The 26,880-nt window shown below is 39.9% G+C and carries 20 protein-coding genes; 4 read left to right on the top strand and 16 right to left on the bottom strand.

Features of this window, described 5'->3' with window-relative positions; all coding sequences use genetic code 11:
• Nucleotides 1–110: 110 nt before the first annotated feature.
• Nucleotides 111–1,250: a serine hydrolase domain-containing protein gene (locus BMZ55_RS08890; protein WP_233701930.1), complete on the bottom strand. Its 1,140-nt coding sequence runs from the start codon at nucleotides 1,248–1,250 to the stop codon at nucleotides 111–113.
• Between the two features lie 108 nt (nucleotides 1,251–1,358).
• Nucleotides 1,359–4,739, bottom strand: a complete 3,381-nt coding sequence (locus BMZ55_RS08885) for a methylmalonyl-CoA mutase family protein (RefSeq protein ID WP_089820039.1) — start codon at nucleotides 4,737–4,739, stop codon at nucleotides 1,359–1,361.
• Between the two features lie 170 nt (nucleotides 4,740–4,909).
• On the opposite strand from BMZ55_RS08885, the gene BMZ55_RS08880 reads away from it, so the two are divergent.
• Nucleotides 4,910–5,242, top strand: a complete 333-nt coding sequence (locus BMZ55_RS08880; protein ID WP_089820038.1) for a hypothetical protein — start codon at nucleotides 4,910–4,912, stop codon at nucleotides 5,240–5,242.
• 53 nt (nucleotides 5,243–5,295) lie between these two features.
• On the opposite strand, the gene BMZ55_RS08875 is transcribed toward BMZ55_RS08880, so the two are convergent.
• Nucleotides 5,296–6,162 carry a GLPGLI family protein gene (locus BMZ55_RS08875; protein ID WP_089820037.1) on the bottom strand — a complete coding sequence of 289 codons (867 nt, stop codon included), beginning with the start codon at nucleotides 6,160–6,162 and terminating at the stop codon, nucleotides 5,296–5,298.
• A gap of 443 nt (nucleotides 6,163–6,605) precedes the next feature.
• Here BMZ55_RS08875 and rplM point away from each other — a divergent pair, with 443 nt between their 5' ends.
• The 3 genes from rplM to rpsB all read left to right on the top strand — a co-directional run bounded on the left by rplM (nucleotide 6,606) and on the right by rpsB (nucleotide 8,432).
• Nucleotides 6,606–7,061, top strand: a complete 456-nt coding sequence (gene rplM, locus BMZ55_RS08870; RefSeq protein WP_039342627.1) for a 50S ribosomal protein L13 — start codon at nucleotides 6,606–6,608, stop codon at nucleotides 7,059–7,061.
• A 5-nt stretch (nucleotides 7,062–7,066) separates the two neighbouring features.
• The gene (gene rpsI / locus BMZ55_RS08865) at nucleotides 7,067–7,453 is read left to right on the top strand and encodes a 30S ribosomal protein S9 (protein WP_039341413.1); all 387 of its coding nucleotides are present in this window, start codon (nucleotides 7,067–7,069) and stop codon (nucleotides 7,451–7,453) included.
• Nucleotides 7,454–7,649: 196 nt separating this feature from the next.
• Nucleotides 7,650–8,432, top strand: coding sequence for a 30S ribosomal protein S2 (gene rpsB / locus BMZ55_RS08860; RefSeq protein ID WP_089820036.1), 783 nt, complete (start codon nucleotides 7,650–7,652; stop codon nucleotides 8,430–8,432).
• Nucleotides 8,433–8,618: 186 nt separating this feature from the next.
• Here the strand turns inward: rpsB and trmB are convergent, their stop codons facing one another.
• The 13 genes from trmB to BMZ55_RS08795 form a co-directional block, all read right to left on the bottom strand.
• Nucleotides 8,619–9,296, bottom strand: coding sequence for a tRNA (guanosine(46)-N7)-methyltransferase TrmB (gene trmB, locus BMZ55_RS08855; protein WP_089820035.1), 678 nt, complete (start codon nucleotides 9,294–9,296; stop codon nucleotides 8,619–8,621).
• A gap of 51 nt (nucleotides 9,297–9,347) precedes the next feature.
• Nucleotides 9,348–10,034 carry a DUF6759 domain-containing protein gene (locus tag BMZ55_RS08850; protein ID WP_233701810.1) on the bottom strand — a complete coding sequence of 229 codons (687 nt, stop codon included), beginning with the start codon at nucleotides 10,032–10,034 and terminating at the stop codon, nucleotides 9,348–9,350.
• Nucleotides 10,035–10,226: 192 nt separating this feature from the next.
• Nucleotides 10,227–11,018, bottom strand: coding sequence for a hypothetical protein (locus BMZ55_RS08845; protein WP_089820034.1), 792 nt, complete (start codon nucleotides 11,016–11,018; stop codon nucleotides 10,227–10,229).
• Nucleotides 11,019–11,183: 165 nt separating this feature from the next.
• Nucleotides 11,184–14,096: a reprolysin-like metallopeptidase gene (locus BMZ55_RS08840; protein ID WP_089820033.1), complete on the bottom strand. Its 2,913-nt coding sequence runs from the start codon at nucleotides 14,094–14,096 to the stop codon at nucleotides 11,184–11,186.
• 203 nt (nucleotides 14,097–14,299) lie between these two features.
• Nucleotides 14,300–14,959 carry a DUF6048 family protein gene (locus BMZ55_RS08835; RefSeq protein WP_089820032.1) on the bottom strand — a complete coding sequence of 220 codons (660 nt, stop codon included), beginning with the start codon at nucleotides 14,957–14,959 and terminating at the stop codon, nucleotides 14,300–14,302.
• Nucleotides 14,925–15,401 (bottom strand): hypothetical protein, encoded by a 477-nt coding sequence (locus tag BMZ55_RS08830; RefSeq protein ID WP_089820031.1) that lies wholly within the window; start codon nucleotides 15,399–15,401, stop codon nucleotides 14,925–14,927. Before BMZ55_RS08830 ends, BMZ55_RS08835 begins: the two co-directional genes overlap by 35 nt.
• Nucleotides 15,401–17,908 (bottom strand): zinc-dependent metalloprotease, encoded by a 2,508-nt coding sequence (locus tag BMZ55_RS08825; RefSeq protein WP_089820030.1) that lies wholly within the window; start codon nucleotides 17,906–17,908, stop codon nucleotides 15,401–15,403. Before BMZ55_RS08825 ends, BMZ55_RS08830 begins: the two co-directional genes overlap by 1 nt.
• A 29-nt stretch (nucleotides 17,909–17,937) precedes the next feature.
• Nucleotides 17,938–19,344: a 23S rRNA (uracil(1939)-C(5))-methyltransferase RlmD gene (gene rlmD / locus BMZ55_RS08820; protein WP_089820029.1), complete on the bottom strand. Its 1,407-nt coding sequence runs from the start codon at nucleotides 19,342–19,344 to the stop codon at nucleotides 17,938–17,940.
• 432 nt (nucleotides 19,345–19,776) lie between these two features.
• Nucleotides 19,777–21,285 (bottom strand): TlpA family protein disulfide reductase, encoded by a 1,509-nt coding sequence (locus BMZ55_RS08815; protein ID WP_089820028.1) that lies wholly within the window; start codon nucleotides 21,283–21,285, stop codon nucleotides 19,777–19,779.
• 178 nt (nucleotides 21,286–21,463) lie between these two features.
• A complete protein-coding gene (locus BMZ55_RS08810) occupies nucleotides 21,464–22,231 on the bottom strand; it encodes a succinate dehydrogenase/fumarate reductase iron-sulfur subunit (protein WP_039341446.1) in 768 nt (255 codons plus the stop codon).
• A 20-nt stretch (nucleotides 22,232–22,251) separates the two neighbouring features.
• A complete protein-coding gene (locus tag BMZ55_RS08805; protein WP_089820027.1) occupies nucleotides 22,252–24,264 on the bottom strand; it encodes a fumarate reductase/succinate dehydrogenase flavoprotein subunit in 2,013 nt (670 codons plus the stop codon).
• 55 nt (nucleotides 24,265–24,319) lie between these two features.
• Nucleotides 24,320–24,991 (bottom strand): succinate dehydrogenase cytochrome b subunit, encoded by a 672-nt coding sequence (locus BMZ55_RS08800; protein WP_089820026.1) that lies wholly within the window; start codon nucleotides 24,989–24,991, stop codon nucleotides 24,320–24,322.
• Between the two features lie 104 nt (nucleotides 24,992–25,095).
• The gene (locus BMZ55_RS08795; RefSeq protein ID WP_089820025.1) at nucleotides 25,096–26,868 is read right to left on the bottom strand and encodes a ComEC/Rec2 family competence protein; all 1,773 of its coding nucleotides are present in this window, start codon (nucleotides 26,866–26,868) and stop codon (nucleotides 25,096–25,098) included.
• Between the last annotated feature and the right edge of the window lie 12 nt (nucleotides 26,869–26,880).

Genomic DNA, 26,880 nt, shown 5'->3' with positions numbered 1-26,880 from the left:
AATAATCTGCAAAGGTATTGTTTAAGAAATGGTGATGCAAATTTTACCCATCTTAACGGGAAATTTTTAAAAGTGCGGTCCTTTGCTTTTCAGTTTACATTTTTTAGCTGCTATAAAGCGGTTTTTTGCAAATTCGTCCGAACTGAAAGTGCTGCATTTTCCAGTGAATCGGTGATTTCTTTTATTCTTTTATGCGGAATAAAAACCGCACTTTTTCCGCGGCTTTCATCAGCAATGTTGGAGAGAATCACCACCGAAGTTTTGCTTTCCGGATAATAAATAATCAATGACGGCGCACCTTTCACGTAGCCCGTATGAAAATATGCCGTTGGCTGGGCGAAATTTGTCATAATACCAAAACCGTAACCCATTTTCCCCAAGATGGCATGTTCTCGCTCCGCAGATTTGTCGACAAATTTTTTCAGCAGTTCAGGTTTAATAATTTTCCCGTTGTACAAAGCCCCGTTCCAGCGGTGAAGATCGTTTGTGGTTGACAAAATTCCGCCGGCTGGAACCGAAATGGCGCGCGCAGAAAGCCTCTCGGGCATATTCGGAACTTCTGAAAAACTTTTCGCCGTGCCGAGATAAGCCGACGCAAAATTTTTCCCGTCAAATTTATTGGCGGTAAAGGAATGATTCATTCCAACTTTTTTAAATAATTCGCTCAAATTTTCGTCGTACGATTTACCCGAAACCTTTTCGATGATTTCGCCTAAATAATAAAATCCTTTGTTCGAATAATTGAATTCTTCACCCGGTTTCGAATGCAATCCATCAGCAAAATCTCTGATTCCGGAAGTATGATTCAGCAATTCTTTAATGGTGATTTTTTCAAACTGTTTCGTTCCAAATTCCTTCAAATATATTGAAGCAAAATCATCGGTGTTTAATTTTCCGTTTTCTTCCTGCAGCAAAATTAAAACGGCAGTAAACTGTTTGCTTAAGGACGCAATGGCAAAAACCGAATTCCTGTCCAACGGTTTTTTCTCTTTAAAATCTTCGAAACCGTTTATTTTCTCATATAAAATCTTTCCGTTTTGATGCACCGAAACGCTGCCATTAAAGTTCGTTTTTGCGAACACCGAATCAATCTGCGATTTCAGCAACTGCTTTTGAAAAACCGTAATGTTGCTGTCGATTATCGCATTTCGTTCCGCGATTTTATTTACTACTTTTTCAGGTTCGGCTTTACAGGAAAAAAGAGAAATTAGAAAAAAAAGGGCAAAAGAGGCGGAAATTTTTTGAAACACGATTTGTAATTTTTATAAAAATATCAATTTTAAATTAAACAATAAACCCTGTCTGGATTTTGAGTTCCAGACAAGGTTGAAATTTATTTGCCGCTAAAAGGGCATTTTTTACATATTTCTACGGTATTTTCCGCCGACCTCGAAAAGTGCGTTCGTAATTTGCCCTAAAGAACAGTACTTCGCGGCTTCCATCATTTTCTCAAATAAATTTTCCTGGTTGATGGCAGCAGTCTGTAAACCTTTCAGAATTTCTGCACTTTTATCAGCGTGTGATTTCTGGAAATTTTCCACATTTTGAATCTGCAACTGCTTTTCTTCTTCCGTGGAACGAATGACTTCGCGCGGTAAAACCGTTGGTGAACCATCTTTTCCTAAAAACGTATTCACACCGATAATCGGGAATTCGCCGGTATGTTTCAGCATTTCGTAATACATACTTTCTTCCTGGATTTTAGAGCGTTGGTACATGGTTTCCATCGCGCCGAGAACGCCACCTCTCTCCGTAATTCTGTCGAATTCGGTGTAAACTGCTTCTTCTACCAAATCGGTTAATTCTTCAATAATAAATGAACCTTGCAGCGGATTTTCATTTTTCGCCAGACCTAATTCTTTATTAATGATGAGCTGAATTGCCATCGCACGGCGCACGGAATCTTCGGTGGGTGTCGTGATGGCTTCATCGTAGGCGTTGGTGTGAAGTGAATTACAGTTGTCGTAAATCGCGTAGAGCGCCTGCAAAGTCGTGCGGATATCATTAAAATCAATTTCCTGCGCGTGCAATGAACGCCCGGAAGTTTGAATATGGTATTTCAACATCTGACTTCTTTCGTTCGCGTGGTATTTCAGCTTCATGGCTTTTGCCCAGATTCTTCGAGCCACACGACCGATTACGGCGTATTCCGGATCGAGACCGTTGGAGAAAAAGAAGGATAAATTCGGGGCAAAATCATTGATGTTCATGCCTCGGCTCAGATAATATTCCACATAAGTGAAACCATTTGCCAAGGTAAATGCAAGCTGCGAAATCGGATTTGCACCCGCTTCCGCAATGTGATAACCGGAAATTGAAACCGAATAAAAATTACGCACTTTCTGATCAATGAAATATTGCTGAACGTCGCCCATCAGTCTCAATGCAAATTCTGTGGAGAAAATACAGGTATTTTGCGCCTGATCTTCCTTCAAAATATCTGCCTGAACCGTTCCTCGGACCGTTGCGATGGTTTCCGCTTTGATTTTATTATAAACATCAGCTTCCACCACTTCATCACCGGTTAGACCTAATAATTTCAAGCCCAAACCATTATTTCCTTTCGGAAGTTCGCCGTTGTATTCAGGTCTTTTTAAACCTTGATCATCGAATTTGGCTTTTAGTTTTGCTTCAACTTTATCCCAAAGATTATTTTCTGAGAGATATTTTTCAACATTTTGGTCAATTGCTGCATTCATAAAAAAGGCGAGCAACATCGGCGCGGGACCGTTGATGGTCATTGAAACCGAAGTCATGGCATTCACCAAATCAAAACCGGAATACAATTTTTTCGCATCATCTAAAGTCGCGATGGAAACACCTGCATTTCCAATTTTTCCATATATATCGGGCGGGAAAGCCGGATCCTGACCGTAAAGCGTCACCGAATCGAAAGCCGTAGAAAGGCGTTTTGCATCCATATCGGAAGAAACGTAGTGAAATCTACGGTTGGTTCGTTCCGGACCACCTTCACCCGCAAACATACGCGTAGGATCTTCACCGGTTCGTTTGAAAGGAAATAAACCAGCGGTGTACGGAAATTGTCCCGGAACATTTTCCTGCCCTTTCCAGCGCAGCAAATCTCCCCAATCCTGAAATTTCGGTAAAGAAATTTTCGGGATTTTTAAATGTGATAAAGATTCGTATTTTGTCTCAACCTTAATCTCTTTTCCGCGCACGAAATAAGAATAAGAATCGCCGGACATTTCTTCTTTGAAATTTTTCCAGCCTTTTAAAAAGGCAATATTTTCTTCGGAAAGTTCTTTTTTGGTTTTCAGAAAAGCTTTTTCAAGCTTCTCGGTAGTGTGCTGATCGTCGGTAATTAAAAGTTTTGCACCGTCCAGCAGATACATTCTTTTGGCGATCAAAGCCTGGTTTTCCACTTCCTTATCGTACGCGTGGTTGCTTTCCACGATTTCCGACAGGTAACGCACGCGTTTTGGCGGAATTACCGTAGTGTCTTCGGAAATATTCTGCTCAACAAACTCATTAAATTTTGGCGCCTTTTCACCCAAATTTTCCGAAAGTTTAGCATTTACTTTCTGGATCAAAGCGTTGTATAATTCAGTCGTTCCAAAATCATTAAACTGGCTGGCTTTCGTGAAATACACCGGCATTTCTTCCAAAGGTTTGTCAAAAGCCGTGTGATTTCGCTGATAGGTTTTTCGAACCGCCTGTAAAGCATCCAAAGCGCCACGTTTGTCGGATTTATTTAAAGCAATTAAATCCGCGTAGTCGAGCATATCGATTTTTTCCAACTGCGTGGAAGCGCCATATTCCGGCGTCATCACGTACATTGAAACATCAGCAATATCGGTAATTTCGGAACCCGACTGCCCAATTCCGGAAGTTTCCAGAATAATGACATCAGGTTTTGCGAGTTTTAAAATATTTAAAGCCGAATGAATATACGGTGAAACCGAAACGTTGTTTTCCCGCGTCGCCATGGAACGCATATAAACGCGCGCATCGTTAATGGAATTCATGCGGATTCTGTCGCCTAAAAGCGCACCGCCCGTTTTCTTTTTCGAAGGATCTACAGAAACGATGGCGATTTTCTGCTCCGGATTTGAGCGTAAAAATCTTCGCACCAATTCATCGGTTAAAGATGATTTTCCCGCGCCGCCGGTTCCCGTGATCCCGATAATGGGAATGGTAGAATCTTTAGATTTTTCGTCTATTGCCTGAACGAGCTCCGGCTTTTTGTCGGAAAAATTTTCGACGGCAGAAATCACTTCAGCTAGAGATTTAGAATCTTCAAATTTAATATTATCTAAATCTGAAACTTCAATATGTTCACCTGTGGCGAAGTCGGAACGTTGCACTAAATCATTGATCATTCCCTGCAAGCCCATTTCGCGGCCGTCATCCGGCGAATAAATTCGGTCGATGCCGTATTCCATTAATTCCTTGATTTCTTCCGGCAAAATTACACCGCCGCCGCCACCAAAAATCTTGATTTGCGGTGCACCTTTCTGGCGCAAAAGATCATAAATATATTTGAAATATTCGTTGTGACCGCCCTGATAAGAGGTTAAAGCAATTGCATTTGCATCTTCCTGAATGGCGCAGTCCACCACTTCTTCCGCAGATTTATCATGGCCGAGATGAATAACTTCAGCGCCGGTGGCCTGAATCATGCGTCTCATAATATTGATTGCAGCATCGTGACCATCAAACAAAGAAGCGGCTGTAACGACTCTTACCTTATTTTTGGGCGTATATTTTTCCTGGTTCATAAAATAGTTTCGATTGTCTCCAAAGATAAGGTTTTTAGAAATTTTGAGAAAAGAAAACCCTTTCAGTTTGGTGAAAGGGTTTTAGCAGAATTATAACCGGGTTTTCCAAAAGCAAAAAAAAGCGTCAAAATGCCCCGAAAATTTCTAATTTTGTCACAAATCAAAATTAAATGCAGCGCGCACTCCTCTATTTCTTCGCCGGTACTTTGGTCAGTTTTTTATTAAATTATTTCCTGCTCGGAAGCCAGGGTTGGGAACTCGATTTATATTATGGTGTAGCATTTGGGCTCGCGTGGGGAATTGCGTATTTTCTGGATAACGAAAAATTTTCGCTGATGCAGAAACTTCTTTATTCTTTCGGTGCAATGGCGATTTTGGTTGCTCTAGGCGCATTTTTTTTCAATCTGGAACTGGCGGTGCCTTCTATCATTAAATTTTCAATGGTTTTCGTGGCGTATTATATTTTAGCAAGTTTTAAAAGATCAAAATCTTTGCGGAAATAAGCTGCCACGAAGGCACGAAGTTTTACAACTAAAATGGGAAAAAAACACGAAATTTAGGGTTTTAAAAGATCGATTTCTATCAGGTTATTGTCTTTTGCGTTTGCTTGTTTGGCGTTTTGCTCTATTTCTTTAATTCTTGAGGCTGGTGAAATCTCGGTTCCATTTTTGTCTTTAATGATAAACGTGCCGCCGCTGGCAATAACCTGTTTCATGTCTTTTGCCGGATCGTTTCGGCGGTCCCAAAACATCTTTTTATATTGTACGCGGTTAACGGCGAGTGGTTTTGCCGGTGAATTAAATTGGGAAGTCACTTCAACTGCAGGTGTATACTTTGTTACGCCTTTCAATTCAAAAACGTGAGTTTTGCTTTCGTCTTCAAGCTTTACAATCAAACCCGGAAGTCCCTGAAATTTGTACGGACCGTCCTGGAAAGGCAATTCCGGTGCGAAAAAAGCTGTCCATTCTCTGCCGGCGAAAGTTGTTGTGGCTTTTTGAGCTTCAAATTCACCAATTTTCATTTTTTCCGGCAAAATTTTCCAAACCATCTTTCGGTCTTCAGCAACGTGAAAAAGATCGCGGCCGACTTTTGATTCTAAAATTACCTCCTGTTTCGGGTAATTTTTAATGATTTTATCTTTTACAGTTCCTCGGTTGCCTGAATTGAAAGAAACCGAAACATTCATTCCTCCGGTGGTTTTTATCTGTTTTTCGAAATTGGCATACATGGTGGAATCGGCGACGAAGGTGTCTCGGCTGTAAAACTTCGAACCGTCTTTAGAAATATCGAGATACATGAGTTCTTTTAAGACATCAGCTTTAGCTAAAGTGTCTTTCACAAAAGTGTAATCGTAGATAAATCTGTGGTTCTGCGCGGAAGACAAAACGGAAAAAAAGAGAAATAAAGCGGCAAATTTTTTCATTGTTAATGTAAATTTAAATTGAAAGATAATTCTTTTATGGATTGTAAAGTTCGGAGAAAGATATTTTATTTAATTAAAATTTTTCGGTTTTAATATTCTCGCGGATGACGCAGATTATCACAGATGAAATTTAAAAAGAAAAAAAATGCTGTTTTAGCTTGGAATTTTTCAATTTGAATTAAAATAGTTTAAACCGGAATTTTAGTTTTTAATTCAAATCAGAAAAAAACGCCGTTTAAACCGGATATTTTTTAGTTTTTGAAAATGTAAAATTAAATAGAAAACTGCGCGAAGATATTCAGCGTGAATATTTTAGCTAAAAAATTATTTTGGTGGAAATCATTTCGGACAAATATTACTAAACCTTTTCGGAATAGAAAAAAAAATCCTACCTTTGCACACCCGTTTTGGGGAAAATTATGTTTAATCGTAAACGAAAAAGTGTGAATACATTAAGTTACAAAACCGTTTCAGCTAACAAAGCTACTGCAAATAAAGAATGGGTTGTGGTAGACGCTGAAGGACAGCCTTTAGGAAGATTAGCTTCCAAGGTTGCAAAGATTTTGAGAGGTAAGCACAAAACGAATTTTACACCTCACGCAGATTGCGGAGACAATGTAATCGTTTTGAATGCTGGGAAAGTTACTCTTTCCGGGAACAAGTGGGCTGACAAGACTTACATTTGGCACACAGGTTATCCTGGTGGTCAAAAGTCAATGACTGCGCTGGAACTTCAGAAAAAAGATTCTTTGAAAGTATTGGAAAAATCTGTAAAAGGTATGCTTCCAAAAAACAAATTGGGATCTATTTTGTTCACCAACCTTTATTTATATGAAGGAACTGAACACAAACATGAAGCTCAACAGCCAAAAGTTATTAATATTAACGAATTCAAATAATTAATATGTCAATAGTTCATAAAATCGGAAGAAGAAAAACTTCTGTTGCAAGAGTTTATGTGCGCCCAGGTTCTGGTGTGATCACAATAAACAAAAAAGATTCTAAGGAATACTTTGGTACTGATGTATTGGTTTACAAAATCAACCAGCCGTTTTTGTTGACAGAAACTGTGGGTCAGTATGACGTTACCGTGAATGTTTTCGGTGGTGGTATTACTGGTCAGGCAGAAGCTATCAGATTAGGGATTTCCCGTGCAATGTGCGAGATCAACGAAGAATTCCGTTTGCTTCTAAAGCCACACGGATTGCTTACCAGAGACGCAAGAATGGTTGAAAGAAAAAAACCAGGTCAGAAAAAAGCGAGAAAGAAATTCCAATTCTCGAAACGTTAAGAATGGCTGTAAGCTGTATGCAATATGCATTAAGCTTAAGCTCAAACAAATTATTAACTCGCTTGAAAGCTTAAAGCGTTCTGCTTAAAGCCCAAAGCACCAATTGCCCCGTTTAGTTTAGCACCCAAACATTTCTCCCATCTAAAGAAATTGTTGATTGCATAAGCGGCACGTAAACTAAAAACAAAAAAGAGACATGGCAAAAGCAAATGTTAAAGACCTTTTAGAGGCAGGCGTACACTTCGGTCACATGACCCGTAAGTGGAATCCAAATATGGCTCCATACATTTTTATGGAGAAAAACGGTATTCACATCGTAGACTTACATAAAACAGCAGTAAAATTAGACGAAGCTTGTACCGCTTTGGAAAAAATTACTTCTGCAGGTAAAAAAGTTCTTTTCGTAGCTACCAAAAAGCAAGCGAAAGAAGTTGTAGCGAAATATGCAGCAGAACTTAACATGCCTTATATTACTGAAAGATGGCCGGGCGGAATGTTAACCAACTTTGTTACCATTCGTAAAGCGGTGAAGAAAATGAACCACATCGATAAAATGAAGAAAGATGGTACTTTCGAAACTTTATCTAAAAAAGAAAGACTTCAGGTTGACCGTCAGCGTGCAAACCTTGAGAAAAACTTAGGTTCAATTTCCGATATGGTGCGTCTTCCATCAGCACTTTTCGTGGTTGATATCATGAAAGAACACATCGCGGTAACAGAAGCGAAAAAATTGGGCATCCCGGTTTTCGCAATCGTTGATACCAACTCAGATCCAAGAAAAGTAGAGTACGTAATTCCTGGAAATGATGATGCTTCCAAATCTATCGATATGATTTTGAGCGTTGTTTCAGATTCAATCAAAGAAGGTTTATCTCAAAGAAAAGCCGACAAAGAAAAATCTAAAGAAGAAGGTGAAAAAGTTTCAGCTGATGCTGATGCAGATTTCACTTCCGAAACTCCAGCTACAGCTGCAGAATAAGGATTTGCTCTTTAAAATAAAAAAGGTTCAGAATTAATTTTCTGAACCTTTTTATTTGCCGTTATATTGGCAAATTTTTGCATTTTAGCTTTTGAATTAAATTTAATATTTTAAAAAAGAAAGGTTCAGAATTAATTTTCTGGACCTTTTTATTTGCCGTTATTTCGGCATTTTTTTGTGTTTTAGCTATTTAATTCTAAACTTGATGTACGTAATGGTTTTTCCTTTCGCTTCGAAAAGACTTTCATAATAGGTTTTTATTTCCCGTAAAAGCGGAGTTTCCGGATCGAATTCCGGTGCGCCGTAAATATCGTGGTTCGCGAAAAGAATTTCGTGACCTAAACCCTGAAGCAAGCCTAAAGTGTAACCGTGCAGAAACTCCGAGTCAGTTTTTAGGTGCATAATACCGTCTTTTTTCAGGATTTTTTTGTAGCGTTCCAGAAAGTCCGGATGCGTCATGCGGTGTTTCGTACGGCGATATTTTATCTGTGGATCCGGAAAAGTAATCCAGATTTCATCTACCTCATCTTCCGCAAAAAAACGGTCAATCAGTTCGATTTGAGTTCGCAAAAAAGCTACATTTCGCAGGTTATTTTCCAGCGCATCTTTCGCACCGAACCAAAAACGTGCGCCTTTGATGTCCACACCGATAAAATTCTTTTCCGGAAAAGCTTTTCCGAGTCCTACAGAATATTCGCCTTTACCACAGCCGAGTTCCAGCACAATCGGGTCATTATTTTTAAAGACTTCCTGGCGCCATTTTCCTTTCAGCGGATATTCCGCTAAAGCTTCTGCTCTGGTTGGCTGAAAAACGTTCGGAAGCGTTTTATTTTCGGCAAATCTTGCCATTTTATTTTTACCCATAAGTGGTACGGAAGCACGCGCTTCTACGAAAATTTTAGTGAAAAAAGGAAATTATTTTCCCGGATTGTTCAGCGAAACGATGATGGCTTTTTCAATAGATTTCTGCGAAGCGTAATCAGCGCCGCAAATCTTAGTTGTGAAGAGATAACTGCCCTTTTGTACTACAATAGAACCTTCTGCCTGCGTGGGAACCGCAAGACGGTATTTCGTATTCCCTACGCCTTCAATCCGCATGATCATATTGCATTTTGACTTATTTTCAATCATCACAATACTTTCTTTGCTTGCAGGATCGTTGTCAAACAGGGAGTTTAAAAGCTGAACAGTTTTATGCTTATGCTCCGCGGGCGAAACAGACATCAGCATCAGAAATTCTTCCTGTTCATTGGCATCCATTAAAGTTGATGATTCACCCAAAGCTGCTAAATCCTGATTTGCGGCGTAACTTTTTGCCGCAACTTCAGCTTCCAGCTTCGCGATTTGTTTTTGTTTGATGATTTCATTCATCTCCTCAAAACTAATTTTCGTGGAAGGTCTTCTGTAAAGTAAAGCTATTTTCTCCTGAAAATCCGGCACTCGCTGGTCCGAAGGATGCGCTTTTTTGATATATTCTTTCATCAGTTTTATCAGCCTTGGTTTCAGAAGCAGTCGTTTTGGATCATCGGGATGCGCGTCTTTCAAAAAAGCATCAATTTCATAAATACTGGTGCTTCGCATAATACGGGAATAATCCTTCATTTTTTTCTGTGCCGAAATATTTGCAGAAAACAAAGTGATAAGAAGTAAAAAAGATACCTTTTTCAAAAATGCCATAGAGTGTATAAATTATCAGTTCAAGTAAATTTCTAGTTTTGGTGTGCTAAAAAATACCTTTTTCAAGATACGTCGCCAAATATAAAAAATTATTCCTTATAAAAGAGTTATGCTGCCTTATTTAACCTGCTCCATCAAATTAGAATTTCTTAAACGGCGCTGGTAAATCGGCAGATATTTTTCAATATACAACGTGATTCCTTCATAATTTTTCGCTGCAACGAAGGAATAAATATCATCTGACGAATACACGAACTGCAGAAAATTTTCGATAAGATTTTCGGGAATTTTTAAATTGGTAAAATACGGAACGCCAAAATAATTTTTGATATTAATAACGGTTGAATTCATTTTTTCGTACTGCTCGGCTCTTTCTTTTTTCTTGCGCTCACCGGAAAGAATATCGTACATGCTTTCTACGCTGAAAGACAAGCCACCACCTTGCAGCGACGCGACCGGAAGCTGTGGCGAAGTGCCGTCGCCTTTCGGACTTGGCAAACCAATCATTTGCTGCAAAGCCAAAGCTTTTTCACCATTTTTTAGCGAGCTTACGTCTTTGCGGAGATTTCCTGTCGGTTTAAATTTGCTGATGACCACTTCCTGAATATCGTAGTACGCAATTTTCAGTTCTACCACATTTAGTGAAGTCTGCAGTTGCTCTTCGGTAACTTTTACATCTTTTCTGTCCGTAACTATTGAGGTAAAACGGATGACATCGCCGGGTTTTGCAGGAATTTTAAAACTTCCGAAATGGTCGGTGTACACCGTTTTGCGGTCTGTTAAATTGGTAACGTAAATTTGGTTCAGATAATAAACCGATTTATCACGGATGATAATTTCTCCGCTGAAATATTGCGCCTTGAATTGAATTAAAATAAAAAAAACGGCCAGTAACAGTAGCTTCTTCATACAGTGCGCAAAATTAAATGCTTTTTCGCTAAGATTAATTTCTTTGATGCTAAATTGAGGTTAAAGTTTGGTTAAAATCAGAAAATATGCCCAGATAACGGCAAATAAATAAAAATCCCCGAAATATTCCGGGGATAGAGATATGTTTTTAAAAAAAATTCGGTGCTATTTCTTTATAAATTTCACTTTTGCAGTTTCCTCAACATCTTTGAAGGAAATGATATAAACACCTTTAATTAAAGTTGAAACACCAACCTGGTGATCTTTAATTACACCTTTGTCAACAAGCTGACCTAACATATTATAAATTTCAAAAGCAGCTTTATCTGAAACTTTGGTTACATTCAAAACCTCGGTTGCAGGATTTGGGTAAACCTTAATTTCTGTTGAAGCCAGATCGTTCACCGCCAGATCAGCGCTTATTTTTACGGCGTAATCTTCAACTTCACCATAATTAAAAGTTCCGCACGGTGAAGTCTGTAAGGCATTATATCTTAAAACCACGCGCATTCCAACAGTTTTGTCTCCAGTATAAGCATCAGCCGGCACCGCGAAAGTTGCAGAAACTGGTGTTGTCTGACTTGGTGAACTCGACATAATGAGTTCACTCGCTTCGTAAATTCCATTTCGGTTGAAATCAATCCATGCCGTTACACCGTCATTAAATTTGTCGCCCGGCCAGGTTTTAGTCACCTTAATGATGTTGTTTGTGGTATTCGCCCTAAGTTTCACCAACCGCGCCGGATCAGCTGAAAAATCCGAATAGGTAGAAGCTCCGGAATCGCTGGTGACGCCGGTTGCTTTTTCAGCGATAATCTCAACTTTACTGATATATTCGTCCGCTGCGCTGTTCGCATCCAAATCGCAATATGTCAATCCCGTGGTTTTAAAGTTTGCGTTTGCATATACACCGACGGTACCGGAGCAAACAGCTGCGACCTGGACATTGTAATCTGTGCTTTCCGCTAAATTGGTAAGCGTATAGCTAACGCCCGTAACCGGAATTTGTGTCCAAGCGGTTTCAGTTGATTTTTTAAACCGCACCATATAAGTAGCATTTGCCACCGCTTCCCAGCTTAAAGTTGCGCTATTGACGGTCACTGTGCTTACCGTGAAATTCTTCGGTGCTGTACCGTCGCACGGTGCTATTGGCGCCATCGTCACCGGTGCAACAGCATAAAATACATTTCCGATTGCGGAAATTCTTACCTTAATTTCGAGGTTTGTAGCTAAAGACGGAAAATTGAACAGTTCTACACCGTCATTCGGTGTGGAAGCGGTTACCAGCAACCAGGTATCGCCATCGTCTTTGGTATAATCTATGCGCACGTCTTTAACATTAAACGGCGCAGCATTGGTGCCGACAACATCCCAGGTTAACGGTCCGGAGGCGTTATTGTAAACTTTCGTGCTTGTAATTTTAAACGGACCATTATCGCTCACGATCACTTTCTGAATGGCACTTTGCGTTTGTTTTTGCGTAGCATCAGGGTGATTATCTCTAACATTAATACTAAAATTTGAGATTCGTGCAACTAGTGAAGCCGATTCCCAACTGTCGGGACTTCTCACCACGCCTGAAAGCACCGTTTCCAATTTCGGGAAATACCGCGTGGGGTTTGGAGTTGGCGGTAAAGACCGGAAACTTGCACCGGTGGTTGTTTTTCCAAGATTTTCCTTTTCAATCGGCGTCAAAGCATTATCAACTTCTTCCCAGGTGTACGTCAGCGGATTTTTTTCTGGATCTGTAGCCTGGGCGGTTAGAACAAAAGCCGTGGATTTTGGGATGGTAACTTCCGGCATCGGCGTGATAACCGGCGGATTATTGCTGATAGGAACCTCCACATCGCAGGTTTTATTAATTAAATTATTCTGAACCTGATTGATAGAAACCACATGAAAATAAGCATCAGCCTGTGCTTGAACATCGGTTGTGGCACCAGTGATTCCAGCGTAGCCCATTATGGTAGAGCCTGAACCCGGTTCCACATTATTGCCGCCTTCTAAAATATGCGAAAAAGTGTGCGTCGCACCGAGCTGGTGCCCAAGTTCGTGCGCCACGAAATCAAGATCAAAACTGTCACCTTTCGGAATGTTATTCGCCGGCGAAGTGATTCCGGAACCTTTACCTCTGTCCGTATCACTGGTCGGGTTTACACAAACACATCCTACGCAGCCGGCATTGCCTCCGCCGCCCGAAGCGCCAAATAAATGCCCGATATCATAGGCATTATTTCCGATGGTTTTGGTAAGATTTTTCTGAAGCTCAACGTTCCAATTATTTAGATTTGTATATGGATCCGTATCGGGATTTGCATAAATAAGTTCTGGGAAATTCTGTAAAATGAGGCGTACGGCAAAATCTCTTTCAAATATTCCGTTCACCCGCGTGAGCGTAGCATTAATAGCAGCTAAAGCCTGGGAAACACCGCCAAAATACTGCGTATATTCACCGTTTACCGACAAAGCCAGACGCAAAGTGCGGAATTTTTTATCGGATGATTTCGCAAAATTTAAAGCATTTTTATCGAAACTTTTTCCTTCGGAATAGAGCTGATCAATCTGCTGTTTGGTTAAGGGATTTTCGTTGGTTGAACAAACGAACGCTTGTGAACCGCTCGCTCTGGTGCTTTTCGGTTTAACACGGTAAATGGATTTCTCGGTGTTTTGCGGTTCGATGAATTCGTAAACGCCGTTTCTGATCATCATCGCCTGAAAATCGTTGGGTGCCATGCTGAAGCGTACATAAGCCGTGGGATCATCAATACCGACACCAACATACGAACCCAAACCGAAACGGTCTGCCAAAGATTTTACCACCACCGGCGAGCTGTACACCGCAAATCTTTCCAGTCTGCCGTCCAACGTTGGCAGCGTAATTTCAACAGGAGCAGCATATTTGCCAGATTCATCTGCATTTTTAAGCGCTGAAATCATTTTATTTTGATCAAAAGCGTAATAAGCGGTGTGCTGCGTCGGTTTATTTATCTGTTCACCTTGCGCGGTTGTGCGAATCCACTGAGCGGTAGCTGCTGTTGAAAAGATTACGAAAAGAAAGGAAAGAAAAATCTTCTGCATATTCTTGTGTTTTTTAATATTCAAATGTAGATTATTTTTGACTTATCTAAAATGAAAATAACTGGAAAGTGTTTTTAAGCTACAGATATCAAGCTTTTTAAGGAATTTATAAAAAGAAAAAATTGGGCTAAATAACGGCGAATAAATTTTGAAAGATTCATTAAAAAAAATTCCGGCAAAAACGGTATTTTTTTACGTTTTAGCTAAAAAGAATACGCAATATTCCACGAAAAACCCATATTGAATTTCGCAGAACTTTTACCAAATCCGGGAACGATCATCGGTTTTATTTCTTCCTGCGTGGTGGAATACAATAAATATTTTGGCTGCGCTGTCACTTCGATGTACAGTGGCGTTTCGAAGAGCTGAACTCGTCCGCCAACAGCGCCTTCGAGCCAGTAAGAACTTTGTGTAGAAGCCGGAAAAGCGGTGGAAACATCGCTGTCGCCATAACCGCGAATCGGCACGGCGAAATATTCCTGAGAATACAAAGAAGCCGCAGCTTTTGCACCGATAAAAAAGCCGTTCAGCTCATTTTCGGGATCTTTTGCCAACATGTACGAACTTCCCAAACGCACAAAGGGTCCGGAAGCTTTAGCATCATAACCGTTTTTCTGATAAATATTGGACTCAAAACCGCCATCAACAATAGCGTAAAAATCATTTTTAATTTTGGTAGAGACAAAACCTTGAATTAATTTCCGGTCTGTAAATACCGCAAGACTTGCATTTAAAACATCAAAACCTACCAAAAAATTCGGTTCATATTTCCAGGCAGTTTTTACAGAATCTTTTTTATTCTGCGCCAGAGAAAACATAAAAATCAGGCTAAAAAAGAAGGAAAAAATGCGTTTTGTTTTCATCGGTAATCTGAGTTTGGTTGGTTTCTAAACCAAGAACAGGATTGGGAATTTCAAGCTCCGGACGGAAATTCTGGTAAACTTTTTTAATGCCACACGCGGGCGAAACATATTCCGCCACAGTGGTATAATTCAATTTGATTTTAGAATTTACCGCTTTTCTTGACGTTCCCACATAAATATCGGTAAAAGGTGAATCGTCCACGCGAATGGGTATGAGCACCGAATCGGTTTTTACCACGCTCCCGAAAACGGGCACTGGACCCTTCCCGTAATCAACATTGATAAAGAGAGAGTCCAGTGTTTTTATTTTGCCCGTTGCCTGTGTTTTAAATTTGATTTTCACCCTTGGTGTGGCTTCTCCGCTGATACAGATGTCGTCATCTGACCCGCAGGAAAAAAGGAAAATCGAAAAAAAACAGAGAAAAAGCAGTTTTTTTTTCATTATTTAGGATCTAAAGCCTTGTCGATTCGGTACACCAAATCGTCGTAATGATATTTGTTTATTAAATCGGTTGCAGTTTTTTGAGCTGCTTCATCTTTGATGCTTTTCAAAGTTCCGCGAACAACTGCAGTTACATCAGAATTCTCAGAAACCGTTACACCATCAGAAAAACGGGAAGTCGGCGCTGGTTTTGCTGTCAATAAATTGATGAGCGACCCAACATAATTTCTTTGAAGATTTCTGCGGTAAATATCGGTTTCACCATTAGTGAAAATCGAGTTTTTCAAATCGTTCATATATTCCACCAACGGATACGCGTTTTTGTCCATCACCTGATTTTGATACATCATCTGAAGAACATTGGCGCTTAAAATTCGGTTTAAAACTGAATTCTGCAAACCTTCAACTACCGCTACCGGTGTTTTTTCCGTGTTCTGGAAAACATCTTTCTGCAACAGCCATTCCGGTGTGGTAAAGATGTTTTTGCTTAAGAAATCCAATGATCTTTTTTGGTCTTCTTTTGAAACCACTTCGTAAACCGGTCCTTTTTGTTCCAAAGTTTTTGGTGTTTCCATCTGTCCACCGATGTATTTCGAAACGTGACCTAAATATCTGCCGAACTGTCCTGTAACCTGATCGTACATCAACGCAAGGTTTGAGTAATCTTCGTTTGGTTTTTTGGTCCAGTTTGGTAAATTATCTACAATTCGCTGCAAGTTTTTAATACCGTAAGTGCTTGCGAGCATTGCATCATCACCAACCTGCTCGCTTTGGGAACGCGGATCGTACGCATTGCTTTCAGTTCCAAACCAAAGTCTGTTGTCTTTCAACTTGTTCATCACCCATTTATTCAGGTGTTCTTTTTCTTTATCCGGAGAATTGAACTGGTAAAATCTTCGGTAACCCCAATCGATTGCCCAGTCGTCATAATCACCAATTCTCGGCATTAGTCCGGCTGCTTTTACACGGTCTTCCGGTTGTGCAACATAATTAAAACGCGCATAATCCATAATTGATGGCGTATGACCGTTTTTTTCTAACCATTTATTGTCGCGCAGTTTTTCAACCGGCACGCTGGAACTTGAACCGTAGTTGTGACGTAAACCTAAAGTGTGACCAACCTCATGCGAAGAAACGAAACGGATCAGTTGTCCCATCAACGCATCATCAAAATCCATTTTTCTGGCGCGTGCATCGTTTGGTGAGGCCTGCACGAAATACCAGTTTCTTAAAAGCAACATCACGTTGTGATACCAGTTGATATGACTTTCTAAAATTTCCCCGGTTCTTGGGTCTGAAATTGAAGGGCCCGAAGCATTCGGCACATCCGAAGGTTTATAAACGATCGCGGAAAAACGCGCGTCTTCCAAACTCCATTCAGGATCGTCTTTCGCATTCGGAACTTTTGCATAAATCGCATTTTTAAAACCTGCTTTTTCAAAAGCTTTCTGCCAGTCATTCACACCTTCCACTAAAAACGGAACCCACTTTTTCGGCGTTGCGGGATCGATATAGAAAACAATCGGTTTTGCTGGCTCAACGAGTTCGCCTCTTTTATATTTTTCCAGATCTTCAGGTTTTGGTTCAAGTCTCCATCTTTTAATCAATGAAACTCTTTTTACGCCCTGCGGATCAAGATCAAAATCGGTATAACCAACCGCGAAATAACCAACACGCGGATCGAAATATCTTGCCTGCATTTTGTTAGCTGGTAAAAGTACGAGTGAAGAATTGATTTCCACAGTGTAATTCCCGCTCACCACCGGTCTTTCCTGACCTGGCGGAACGGTAATTCTGCCCAAAGTTTTCGCAAAAGTTTTGGTGGTATTTATTTCGAGGTTATTCGGGAAAGATTTTACAAAATTTACAAACGATTTATCTTTCTGGAAAGCGCCAACTTTGTAATTGTTTTTTACCGGCGCCGCAAATGAAACCAGCTCATTATCGGCGTTCAGCATATCGGTAACATCAATTACCGATGATTTTTTATCAGCACCATATGCTTTGATGTCAAAAGACATAATAATCGCCTGCATATTATTACGCATCACCGAATTGTACATTTCGGAAGTGGAATCTTTCGCATAATCTACATACGAAATAGATTTAATGAAAATCTTGTCTTCCGGTCCTTTCTCAAAAGTGATGACATTCTGCGCGATCTGGTCTCCCGCATATCCGCTGGTTCCGGAACGCATTCCTGCTGCCGCTTTTGTCAGTCTGCTTACAAGCAAAAACTCTTTCGCAAGTACGGAATTTGGAATTTCAAAATAAAATTTATCCTCAACTTTATGAACCGCAAGCACGCCCTGATCGGATACTGCTTTCGCCGTAATCACATCTTTGTAAGGTTTAATTTTTTCGGGCTTTTTAGCAGTATTTTTCGGTTTTGATGAAGCGGCAGTATCTTTTTTCGCCGTTAAAGTGTCCTTTTTTTCCTGCGCTGAAGCACCGGTAATTACACCAAAAACCAAGAGAGCAGATAGAATGTTTTTCAATGATTTCATTATTTAATTTTAAAAAATAAAAATAGTATTTATATTCGATATAACAGGGCAATATTTTCCACATGATGCGTTTGTGGGAACATATCTACAGGTAAAATTTTCACCAGACGGTAATGGTCTTTCATCAATGCAAGATCGCGCGCCTGTGTTGCCGAATTACAGCTGACATAAACGATTTTCTCCGGTGCAATTTTTAAGATTTGTTCCACCACTTTCTGGTGCATGCCGTCGCGCGGCGGATCGGTAATTAAAACATCAGCTTTTGGATGCTGCGCAATAAATTCATCATTAAAAATTTCTTTCATATCGCCGCAATAAAATGTACAGTTTTCCAAACCGTTCAGCGCCGCGTGCTCGATGGCAGAATTAATGGATTCCTGCACCGATTCAATTCCGATGACCTGTTTTGCTTTTCTCGCCACATATTGCGCAATGGTTCCCGTTCCCGTATAAAGATCATAAACAACCTCATCACCTTTTAAATCAGCGAACTCCAGCGTTTTTTGGTAAAGATTTAAAGCCTGTTTGTAATTCGTCTGGAAAAATGATTTCGGTCCGATTTTAAAACGCAAACCTTCCATTTCCTCCATTAAAAATCCTGGTCCGGAATAAATCTGAACTTCCTGGTCGTAAAGTGAATCATTTTGTTTTGAATTGATGGCAAACATCAACGTCTTAATTTCCGGAAATTTTTCGAGTAAAAAATTGAACATTTTTTCCTGATCTTTTTCCTTTCGGAATAATTGAAACAAAACCATCCATTCACCGCGCGAATTCTGGCGGAACATTACCGTTCTTAGAAAACCGCTTTGGTTCCGCACATCGAAAAATTCCAAACCATTATCAACCGCGTAATTCCGGATCGCCAAACGCATTGCGTTGGACGGATCTTCCTGCAAAAAACACTCTTTGAGGTCCAGAATTTTGCTCCACATTCCCGGAATATGAAAACCCAAAGCATCGCGGTTGCCGTAATTTTCTTCAGCGCTGATTTCATATTGCGTAAGCCAGCGCGCATTGGAAAAAGAAAATTCCATTTTATTGCGGTAAAAATACTGCTCTTCGCTGCCCAAAATTGGTAAAGTTTCGAAATCTTCAATGCCCGCAATTCTTTTGATATGATTATAAACTTCGTCCTGCTTAAATTCCAGCTGCTGTTCATAAGCCAGATTCTGCCATTTGCAGCCGCCACAAACACCGAAATGAATACAGCGCGGCTCCACACGAAACGGTGATTTCTCAATAATTTCCACCATTTCCGCTTCGTAGTAATTGGATTTGGATTTTCTCACGCGTGCATTCACCACATCGCCCGGCACCGCGCCGGAAACCAAAACGGTTTTTCCTTCCACGGTCTTCCCTACAGCAACGCCTTTAGAGCCCGCCGAAACCAGCTTAATATTTTCTAAAATAATATTTTTGTTCTTCTTTCTCATTGAAATTTATCTGTGCGCAAAAGTAAGGTTTTAAAATAAAAAACGCGGCGCAATTACAGCTCGAAATTTTACCGGCTTAAACGGTGTTTTTTCCTGATTTTTAATTTGATGTAAAAAATTTCATTTCTATTAAAATCAAAAAAAAGCCTCAAATAGCAGCAAATAAATTTTAATTAATGCTGAAAGTTTTCATGTAAATATTCAGATCTTCATCTTTGTTAAAATGAAAAAATTAGGTGTTAAAAGCATAAAATTTTGAAAAAAATAACTGCCAAGAATGCACGAATTTGCTTTCAATTAAATTGGAAAAATATGCTGTTGAAACTGCAATTTTTTCTGAAAATGGAATTTTCCAAATTAAAAAAGCATTTCATCAAAACAAAAAATTCCGCCCAAAAAGGGCAGAATTTTTATATTAAAAAATGTTATAAACTATTTAGTTTCCAGTGCCGGTTGCTGTTGCGGCGCAAGCAAATCATTTTGCAAAGTTGCTTCCGGCGCGGCGGTTGGCGCTTTCAAACCTGTCAGCTGGTCCAGAACCGCAATCAATTCCGGATCGCCTAAGTTGTAGAAAAACTTGCTAGCGATTTTTCCGTCTTTACCAACAGCAACATAAGAAGGCATTTTAAAACCATAAATTCCTAAATCTTTCGCAATCTGAGAATTCATGCCGTTTTCCGCGTAGACGTTGGTTCCCGGGATTCCCTGTAAAAGCGCTTTGCTGGTTTTGCCAAACTGGTCTTTGGTATCATCCAGATTCACGAAAACAAAATCCATTTTCGATTTGTAGAAATTTACCACTTCGCGCAAAACGGGAATATTAGATTCTGCGATGTACGGATTCCACGATGCGTAAAACATCACCAATTTTGGTTTTTCAGTAGCTGCAGAAAGGTTGAAATCGCCGCCGTCTGCCTTAATTAATTTTGCATTTGGCGCAGCTTCACCGATTTTCGGCCCAGAAATAACGAATTGAATTCTTTTTAAATCTTCTTTAATTTCTTTATCCTTGATTTTTTCGTCGATAATTTTGCTGATTTTTGCAGCATCAGCTTCGCTTGTAGACGGATTAATATCGCTGTTTGACATTACGAACGCCAACAGATAATCTTTTGCAAGCTGAGATAAATCTTTTTTGGTATCCAAAAATTTCGAGAACAGTACGGAAGAAACTTCAGTTCCGGTTTTGTTGTTCGCATCCGCGTAAGCCTGAAAATCCTTGCTTAATTTGCCCAACAGATAATTGCGGTAAATCGGCTGGTTTTTCAGCAAACGGTCTTCGTCTTTTTTCAGTTTTGCTTCCATATCCGTAAAGTTTTTCGAAACTTTAAAGTTTGGGTTTTGGCTTACCATCGGGCGGTTCATTTCGTATTGATTCATCAAGCCCAAAACGCTCGCGTTCAATTCGTCTTTTTTCCACTGCACCACTTCGCTGTCCGGAGATGTGCTTTTTGCGGCAGTTTCAATTTTTTGGTTCAAATCGGCGCTTATTTTTTCAATTTCCTTTAAGAACGCTGGTTCATCTTTGGAAACCAGTTCGCCAACATTTATTTTCGCTGCGTAGCTTTCGATGAGTTTTTGAACTTCTTTTAAATATTGGTTGTTATTTTTAGCATCACCTGCCACGGTAAACTGTGCCGGGAAAGATTGCGCTGAGCCGGAAATATTTACTTTCTGACCGCCTTTCAGGTAAATCATCGCCTGCTTTCCAGCGTAGGTCATGATGTACATTCCGTCTTTTGGCGCTTCGAAACTGCCGGAGAAATTTCCTTTCGCGTCTACACCGATATTGATGAGCGGGAGAGTTGCCACACCCGAAGCTTCGATGAATTCTATCCTTTCCAAAGGTGAACCGCCGGCAAAATTACCGGAAACCTCCACTTTTTTTGAACAGGACATTGCCACGAAGGCGATTAAGAGCATTAGAAAAAACTTATTCATTTTTTATGATTTTACTTTTATGATTTAAAAATATTTAAAGCAGATATGCTTTTAACTTTCAGCAAAAATAAGGTATTCGCTGAGTTATAAGAAATTTAAAAATAAGATTTGTGATATTTTAACAAAGAAAAAGCTGCTTTCCTTAGAGAAAACAGCTTTTGGTATTTTTTGTACAGATTTAGCCTTTATCAATATTTGCAGACATATATTCTCTGTTCATTTTTGCGATAACGGCAAGGGTAATTCCTTTTGGACATTCCACCTCGCAGGCGCCGGTATTAGAGCAGTTTCCAAAACCTTCTTCGTCCATGGCTTTCACCATATTCAGCACTCGTCTTTCAGCTTCCACTCTACCTTGAGGCAAAAGTGCAAGCTGGGTAACTTTAGCACCCACGAATAACATTGCCGAACCGTTTTTACACGTTGCAACACAGGCACCACACGCGATACAAGCCGCAGCGTCCATTGCGTTGTCAGCATCTTCTTTCGGAACGGGAATCGCGTTTGCATCTAAGGTGTTCCCAGAAGTGTTTACGGAAATAAATCCGCCGGCTGCCATCACTCTGTCGAAAGAACTTCTGTCGGTTACCAAATCTTTAATGATTGGGAACGCAGCACTTCTCCACGGTTCAATGTGAATTGTTTCGCCATCTTTGAACATTCTCATGTGCAGCTGACAAGTGGTGATTCCGGTGTCCGGTCCGTGCGGACGGCCGTTGATGTACAGCGAACACATACCGCAGATTCCTTCGCGACAGTCGTGATCGAAAGCTACAGGCTCCTGACCTTCGTTGATTAAATTTTCATTGAGCATATCCAACATTTCCAGAAACGAAGAATCCGTAGAAACACCGGAAATTTTGTAAGTCTCAAATTGTCCTTTTGATTTATTGTTTTTCTGTCTCCAAATTTTTAGAGTCAGGTTTAATCCTTTTTTAGTACTCATTTTATATTATATTTTGGAGATTATTTGTAGCTTCTTGTTTTCACTTCGATGTTTTCATAAATCAAATCTTCTTTATGCATCATTTCTTGGTTGATGTCGCCACCCTGATATTCCCAGGCAGCAACATATTTGAAGTGCTCATCGTCGCGTTCTGCTTCTCCTTCCGGCGTGGCATGGTCCCAACGGAAATGTCCACCGCAAGATTCTTCTCTTTTCAGTGCATCCATTGCCATCAGCTGACCTAATTCTAGGAAATCTGCAACCCGGAAAGCTTTTTCAAGCTCCATATTCATCCCATTAGCTTCACCTGGAACTTTTACTTCTGCCCAGAATTCTTTCCGAACTTCTTCGATTTCTGTAATGGCTTCTCTTAAACCTTCCGGTGTACGGCCCATTCCAACTTTATTCCACATAATATGGCCTAATTTTTTGTGGAAATAATCTACACTGTGCTTACCTTTATTGTTCATAAAGAAAGCAACTTTATCCTGAATTTCTTTTTCTGCAGCATCAAACTCCGGCAAATCTGTTGGGATTTTTCCGGTTCTGATGTCGGCTGCTAAGTAATCCGCAATGGTATAAGGTAACACGAAATAACCATCCGCTAAACCTTGCATCAGTGCTGAAGCACCCAATCTGTTCGCACCGTGATCAGAGAAATTAGCTTCACCAATTACGAAACAACCCGGAATGGTTGACATCAAATTGTAATCAACCCAAACGCCACCCATGGTATAGTGTACCGCAGGATAAATTTTCATCGGAGTCACGTATGGATTGTCGGCAGTAATTTTTTCGTACATCACGAAAAGGTTACCATATTTTTCTTCAATCCAGGCTTTACCCAGATCATAAATTTGTTGCGGCGAAGGATTGTGAATATTTTTCTCGATTGCTGCTTCATTTCCTTTTTTCAAAATTTCCGTAGAGAAATCAAGATAAACACCTTCATGGGTTTCATTGTTTTCGATACCGTAACCTGCGTCACATCTTTCTTTTGCTGCGCGCGATGCAACGTCACGGGGAACTAAGTTCCCGAAAGCCGGATATCTTCTTTCCAAATAATAATCGCGGTTTTCTGCCGGAATATTTTCTGGTTTAAGTTTGCCTTCACGGATTGCAACGGCATCTTCGATATTTTTCGGCACCCAAATTCTTCCGGAGTTCCGTAAAGATTCGGACATTAAAGTCAGTTTCGACTGTGCAGTTCCGTGAACCGGAATACACGTCGGGTGAATTTGCACAAAGCAAGGATTTGCAAAATATGCTCCTTTTTTGTGGATTTTCCAGGCTGCAGAAACGTTGGATCCCATGGCGTTTGTAGAAAGGAAATAAACATTTCCGTATCCGCCGGAAGCGATAACTACAGCGTGCGCAGAGTGTTTTTCAATTTCGCCGGTAACGAGGTTTCTAGCAATAATTCCGCGCGCTTTTCCGTCCACGATAACTAGTTCAAGCATTTCGTGACGGTTGTACATTTTAATTCTTCCTTTACCGATTTGTCGGCTCATTGCAGAATATGCTCCTAATAATAATTGCTGGCCGGTTTGTCCTTTCGCATAGAAAGTTCTTTTTACCTGCACTCCACCGAATGAACGGTTATCAAGCTGACCACCATATTCTCTACCGAACGGCACGCCTTGAGCCACACATTGGTCGATGATGGAAGCGGAAACTTCTGCTAATCTGTAAACATTAGCCTCGCGGGAACGGTAGTCGCCACCTTTAATAGTATCGTAAAATAAACGGTAAACGGAATCTCCGTCACCCTGATAATTTTTTGCAGCATTAATACCACCCTGAGCCGCAATAGAGTGCGCTCTTCGTGGTGAATCCTGATAACAAAAAGCCTTTACATTATAACCCTGTTCTGCTAAAGTTGCGGCAGCAGAGCCACCCGCCAAACCTGTACCTACTACGATGATATCAATTTTATCACGGTTGTTAGGTGAAACAAGGTTCATATGATCTTTATGATTTTTCCATTTGTCTGCCAACGGGCCGGCCGGAATTTTTGAATCTAATTTGCTCATTTTTTAGAAATTTTAAATTTTAAATTTTAAATTTTAGTCGTATAAAACTTAAAATTTATTGAGTAACGTAATGAAAAACGGCTATAAAAATAAAACCCGCAGGAATAAGAATGGAATACCAGGTACCGATTGCCTTGATAACCGGTGTATATTTTGGATGTCTTGCACCGACTGACTGGAACGAAGACTGAAACCCGTGTGCAAGGTGTAAACCCAAAAGCACGAAAGAAATCACATAAAGAACCACGCGCCAAAGCTCCGCGAATTTTGCATGAAGTTCACCCCAAAATCTTGTTACATCAGCTGCATCACCCTCACCCGGAACATATTTGTAAGTCATTTCGTGCACCCAGAAATCATACATATGAAGTACTAAAAACGCTAAAATTACAGCGCCGGTAATAAGCATATTACGTGACATCCACGTACTGTTTGCTGCTCGGTTGTTCGTTCCGTACTTTATTGGTCGTGCTTTATTATTCTGAATTTCAAGTACAAAACCCATTACAAAGTGAAATATAACGCCGATTACCAAGATAGGTTGCATTACAAATTGTACCAGCGGGTTGTAACCCATAAAATATGATGCTGCGTTGAAAGGGCCATTTTCGCCACCCAAAGAAAGTAAATTTACCGAAAGGTGCATAATTAGAAAAAGGAGCAAAAACATCGCAGACAATGCCATTGCGTATTTTCTTCCAATCGTAGAAGTCGTAAATCCTGCCATAATATTGTTTAAATTTGAATTCTCACAAAGTTAGAAAAATGGTGAGCGACTACCACGTGAGAAATGTCAGAAACATTTAGTTTGTAATCTTTCTAAATAAGAAATCAGCGCCGGGAAATATTTTTCGGCGGTTCAGACTTTAAATATACGAAATTCTCGTCCTTAATTATAAGCTGAAAAGATTTTGTTCGGCGAGAAGTAAGATAAGGTTCAATGATGTACTGCATGATTTTTTCCTCATCAACATTTCTACCCGCATAAAATGTCACGTGCGGGCCATTTTTAACCGACCAGATTTTTTCTTTGAAAAACTGGTGCTCCAAAGTTTCATTTAAATTTTCTGCTCTATAATTAAGGAGCATCCGCACCGAAATAAAAATCAGGAAAAAATAGCCAAACCGCGCCAAATTTTTAATGCTGAAATTTTTAATCACAAACCTCAGCAGGTAAATCATAATAAGAAGCAGAAAAACTTTGAGCAAGGTCATCGCAATCATTCTGAAAAAAGCAAAATCCACATCAGCGAAGAAATGAATTACTTTCAAAATAGTTGTCACGGTGAAATCATAGACTAAATTCAAAACCGAAAAATCTGCCGAAATAGCCGCCAAAAAAGTCATCAGCAATGCAAAAATAATCAGCACTTCGGAAAACGGTATAATGACAAGATTTGCCAAAATCGAAATAAATGAATATTGGTGAAAGTAAAAAAGCATCAAAGGTAAAGTTGCCAGCTGCGCTGAAAAACTGATTGAAATAATACTGAAGAAAAATTTCTGAAATTTATTCCGTGCTTGCGGCAGCAATTTTAAAATCGGCTGATTGAACCAGAAAATCCCGAAAACTGCCAAAAAACTTAACTGAAAACCCACATCGAAAAACTGGTTGGTGTCGATGATCAAAATAATCAGCGCCGCCAGGGACATCGCGTGCAGCAAATCGGGTTTTCTTTGCAGCAAAATGAAAATGTAATACGCCGAAATCATAATGCAGCTGCGCACCACAGAACTTCCGAAATCAATAAAAATGGCGAAACTCCAGATCAGCAACAACGCAATTACGATTTTAAAATTCCGGAAATTTGCCGGAAAAAGCGGCTTAAAAATCGCTAAAATCAGCCAGAAAATAATTGCCATGTGCGAGCCGGAAATTGCTAAAATATGTACCAAACCCGATTTGCTGAAATCCTGAACTACAGTTTTGTCCATTTCTGTGCGGTCTGCCAGAATTATTCCTTTGGTAAATTCTCGGGTAGATTTTGAAAGTTTTGCGCTATCAATTTCCTGCAAAATCTCAAGCCTTTTCTGCCGAATTTTTTCAGAAAAAGAAAGATCATTCCGCGCTGAAATTTCGAGCGAACCGGGTAAATAACTTTGGAAATAGATATTTTTCCGCGCTAAATATTTACCATAATCAAACTGAAAATCATTGTACGGTTTTTCCAGAGTATTAATGAAAAGTTCTGCTCGGTAATAATGTGCAAAATCGAGTTCGCGTTCAGCTTTTGGAACAGAAAGTACACTGTTAAACTGCTGATTATTTTTCCAGCCCGTAATTTCGTAACGCCGGTTTTTCTCATTGCTGTTCAGCTTTTTCCGAAGTTTAAAAATAACCTGCTCTTTACCCGAAAAATCCGGAAATTCCGGTTTTTTACCATGCAGAAAGTGCAGAAAAATTCCGAAACTGAAAAACAGAAATCCCAACACAAAAGCGCGGATTTTGAAAGTGAAAAAACTTTTAACAAAGAAAATAAGCAGTAAGAAACTACTGGAAATCAGGAAAAAAATGACCGTTTTGCTGCCAAAATTTAAATAATCCTGCAACGCCATTCCAAGAATAAACGCGAGACAGAGAATAAGCAGCGGTTGTTTTTGCAAGGTCTTTTCCGG

The sequence above is a fragment of the Kaistella treverensis genome, from assembly GCF_900114045.1.
Classification (GTDB): domain Bacteria; phylum Bacteroidota; class Bacteroidia; order Flavobacteriales; family Weeksellaceae; genus Kaistella; species Kaistella treverensis.
Note: the sequence above shows the minus strand (reverse complement) of the source record. Positions and strands in the feature narration are given on the sequence as shown.

Coding starts and splice junctions, on each gene's coding strand:
- BMZ55_RS08885 (WP_089820039.1), bottom strand. CDS start 4,739: ATGAACCAGGAAAAATATACGCCCAAAAATAAGGTAAGAGTCGTTACA.
- BMZ55_RS08875 (WP_089820037.1), bottom strand. CDS start 6,162: ATGAAAAAATTTGCCGCTTTATTTCTCTTTTTTTCCGTTTTGTCTTCC.
- BMZ55_RS08830 (WP_089820031.1), bottom strand. CDS start 15,401: ATGAAAAAAAAACTGCTTTTTCTCTGTTTTTTTTCGATTTTCCTTTTT.
- BMZ55_RS08800 (WP_089820026.1), bottom strand. CDS start 24,991: ATGGCAGGATTTACGACTTCTACGATTGGAAGAAAATACGCAATGGCA.
- BMZ55_RS08805 (WP_089820027.1), bottom strand. CDS start 24,264: ATGAGCAAATTAGATTCAAAAATTCCGGCCGGCCCGTTGGCAGACAAA.
- BMZ55_RS08850 (WP_233701810.1), bottom strand. CDS start 10,034: ATGAAGGATTATTCCCGTATTATGCGAAGCACCAGTATTTATGAAATT.
- BMZ55_RS08880 (WP_089820038.1), top strand. CDS start 4,910: ATGCAGCGCGCACTCCTCTATTTCTTCGCCGGTACTTTGGTCAGTTTT.
- BMZ55_RS08845 (WP_089820034.1), bottom strand. CDS start 11,018: ATGAAGAAGCTACTGTTACTGGCCGTTTTTTTTATTTTAATTCAATTC.
- BMZ55_RS08840 (WP_089820033.1), bottom strand. CDS start 14,096: ATGCAGAAGATTTTTCTTTCCTTTCTTTTCGTAATCTTTTCAACAGCA.
- rpsI (WP_039341413.1), top strand. CDS start 7,067: ATGTCAATAGTTCATAAAATCGGAAGAAGAAAAACTTCTGTTGCAAGA.
- BMZ55_RS08825 (WP_089820030.1), bottom strand. CDS start 17,908: ATGAAATCATTGAAAAACATTCTATCTGCTCTCTTGGTTTTTGGTGTA.
- BMZ55_RS08835 (WP_089820032.1), bottom strand. CDS start 14,959: ATGAAAACAAAACGCATTTTTTCCTTCTTTTTTAGCCTGATTTTTATG.
- BMZ55_RS08810 (WP_039341446.1), bottom strand. CDS start 22,231: ATGAGTACTAAAAAAGGATTAAACCTGACTCTAAAAATTTGGAGACAG.
- rlmD (WP_089820029.1), bottom strand. CDS start 19,344: ATGAGAAAGAAGAACAAAAATATTATTTTAGAAAATATTAAGCTGGTT.
- trmB (WP_089820035.1), bottom strand. CDS start 9,296: ATGGGTAAAAATAAAATGGCAAGATTTGCCGAAAATAAAACGCTTCCG.
- rpsB (WP_089820036.1), top strand. CDS start 7,650: ATGGCAAAAGCAAATGTTAAAGACCTTTTAGAGGCAGGCGTACACTTC.
- BMZ55_RS08815 (WP_089820028.1), bottom strand. CDS start 21,285: ATGAATAAGTTTTTTCTAATGCTCTTAATCGCCTTCGTGGCAATGTCC.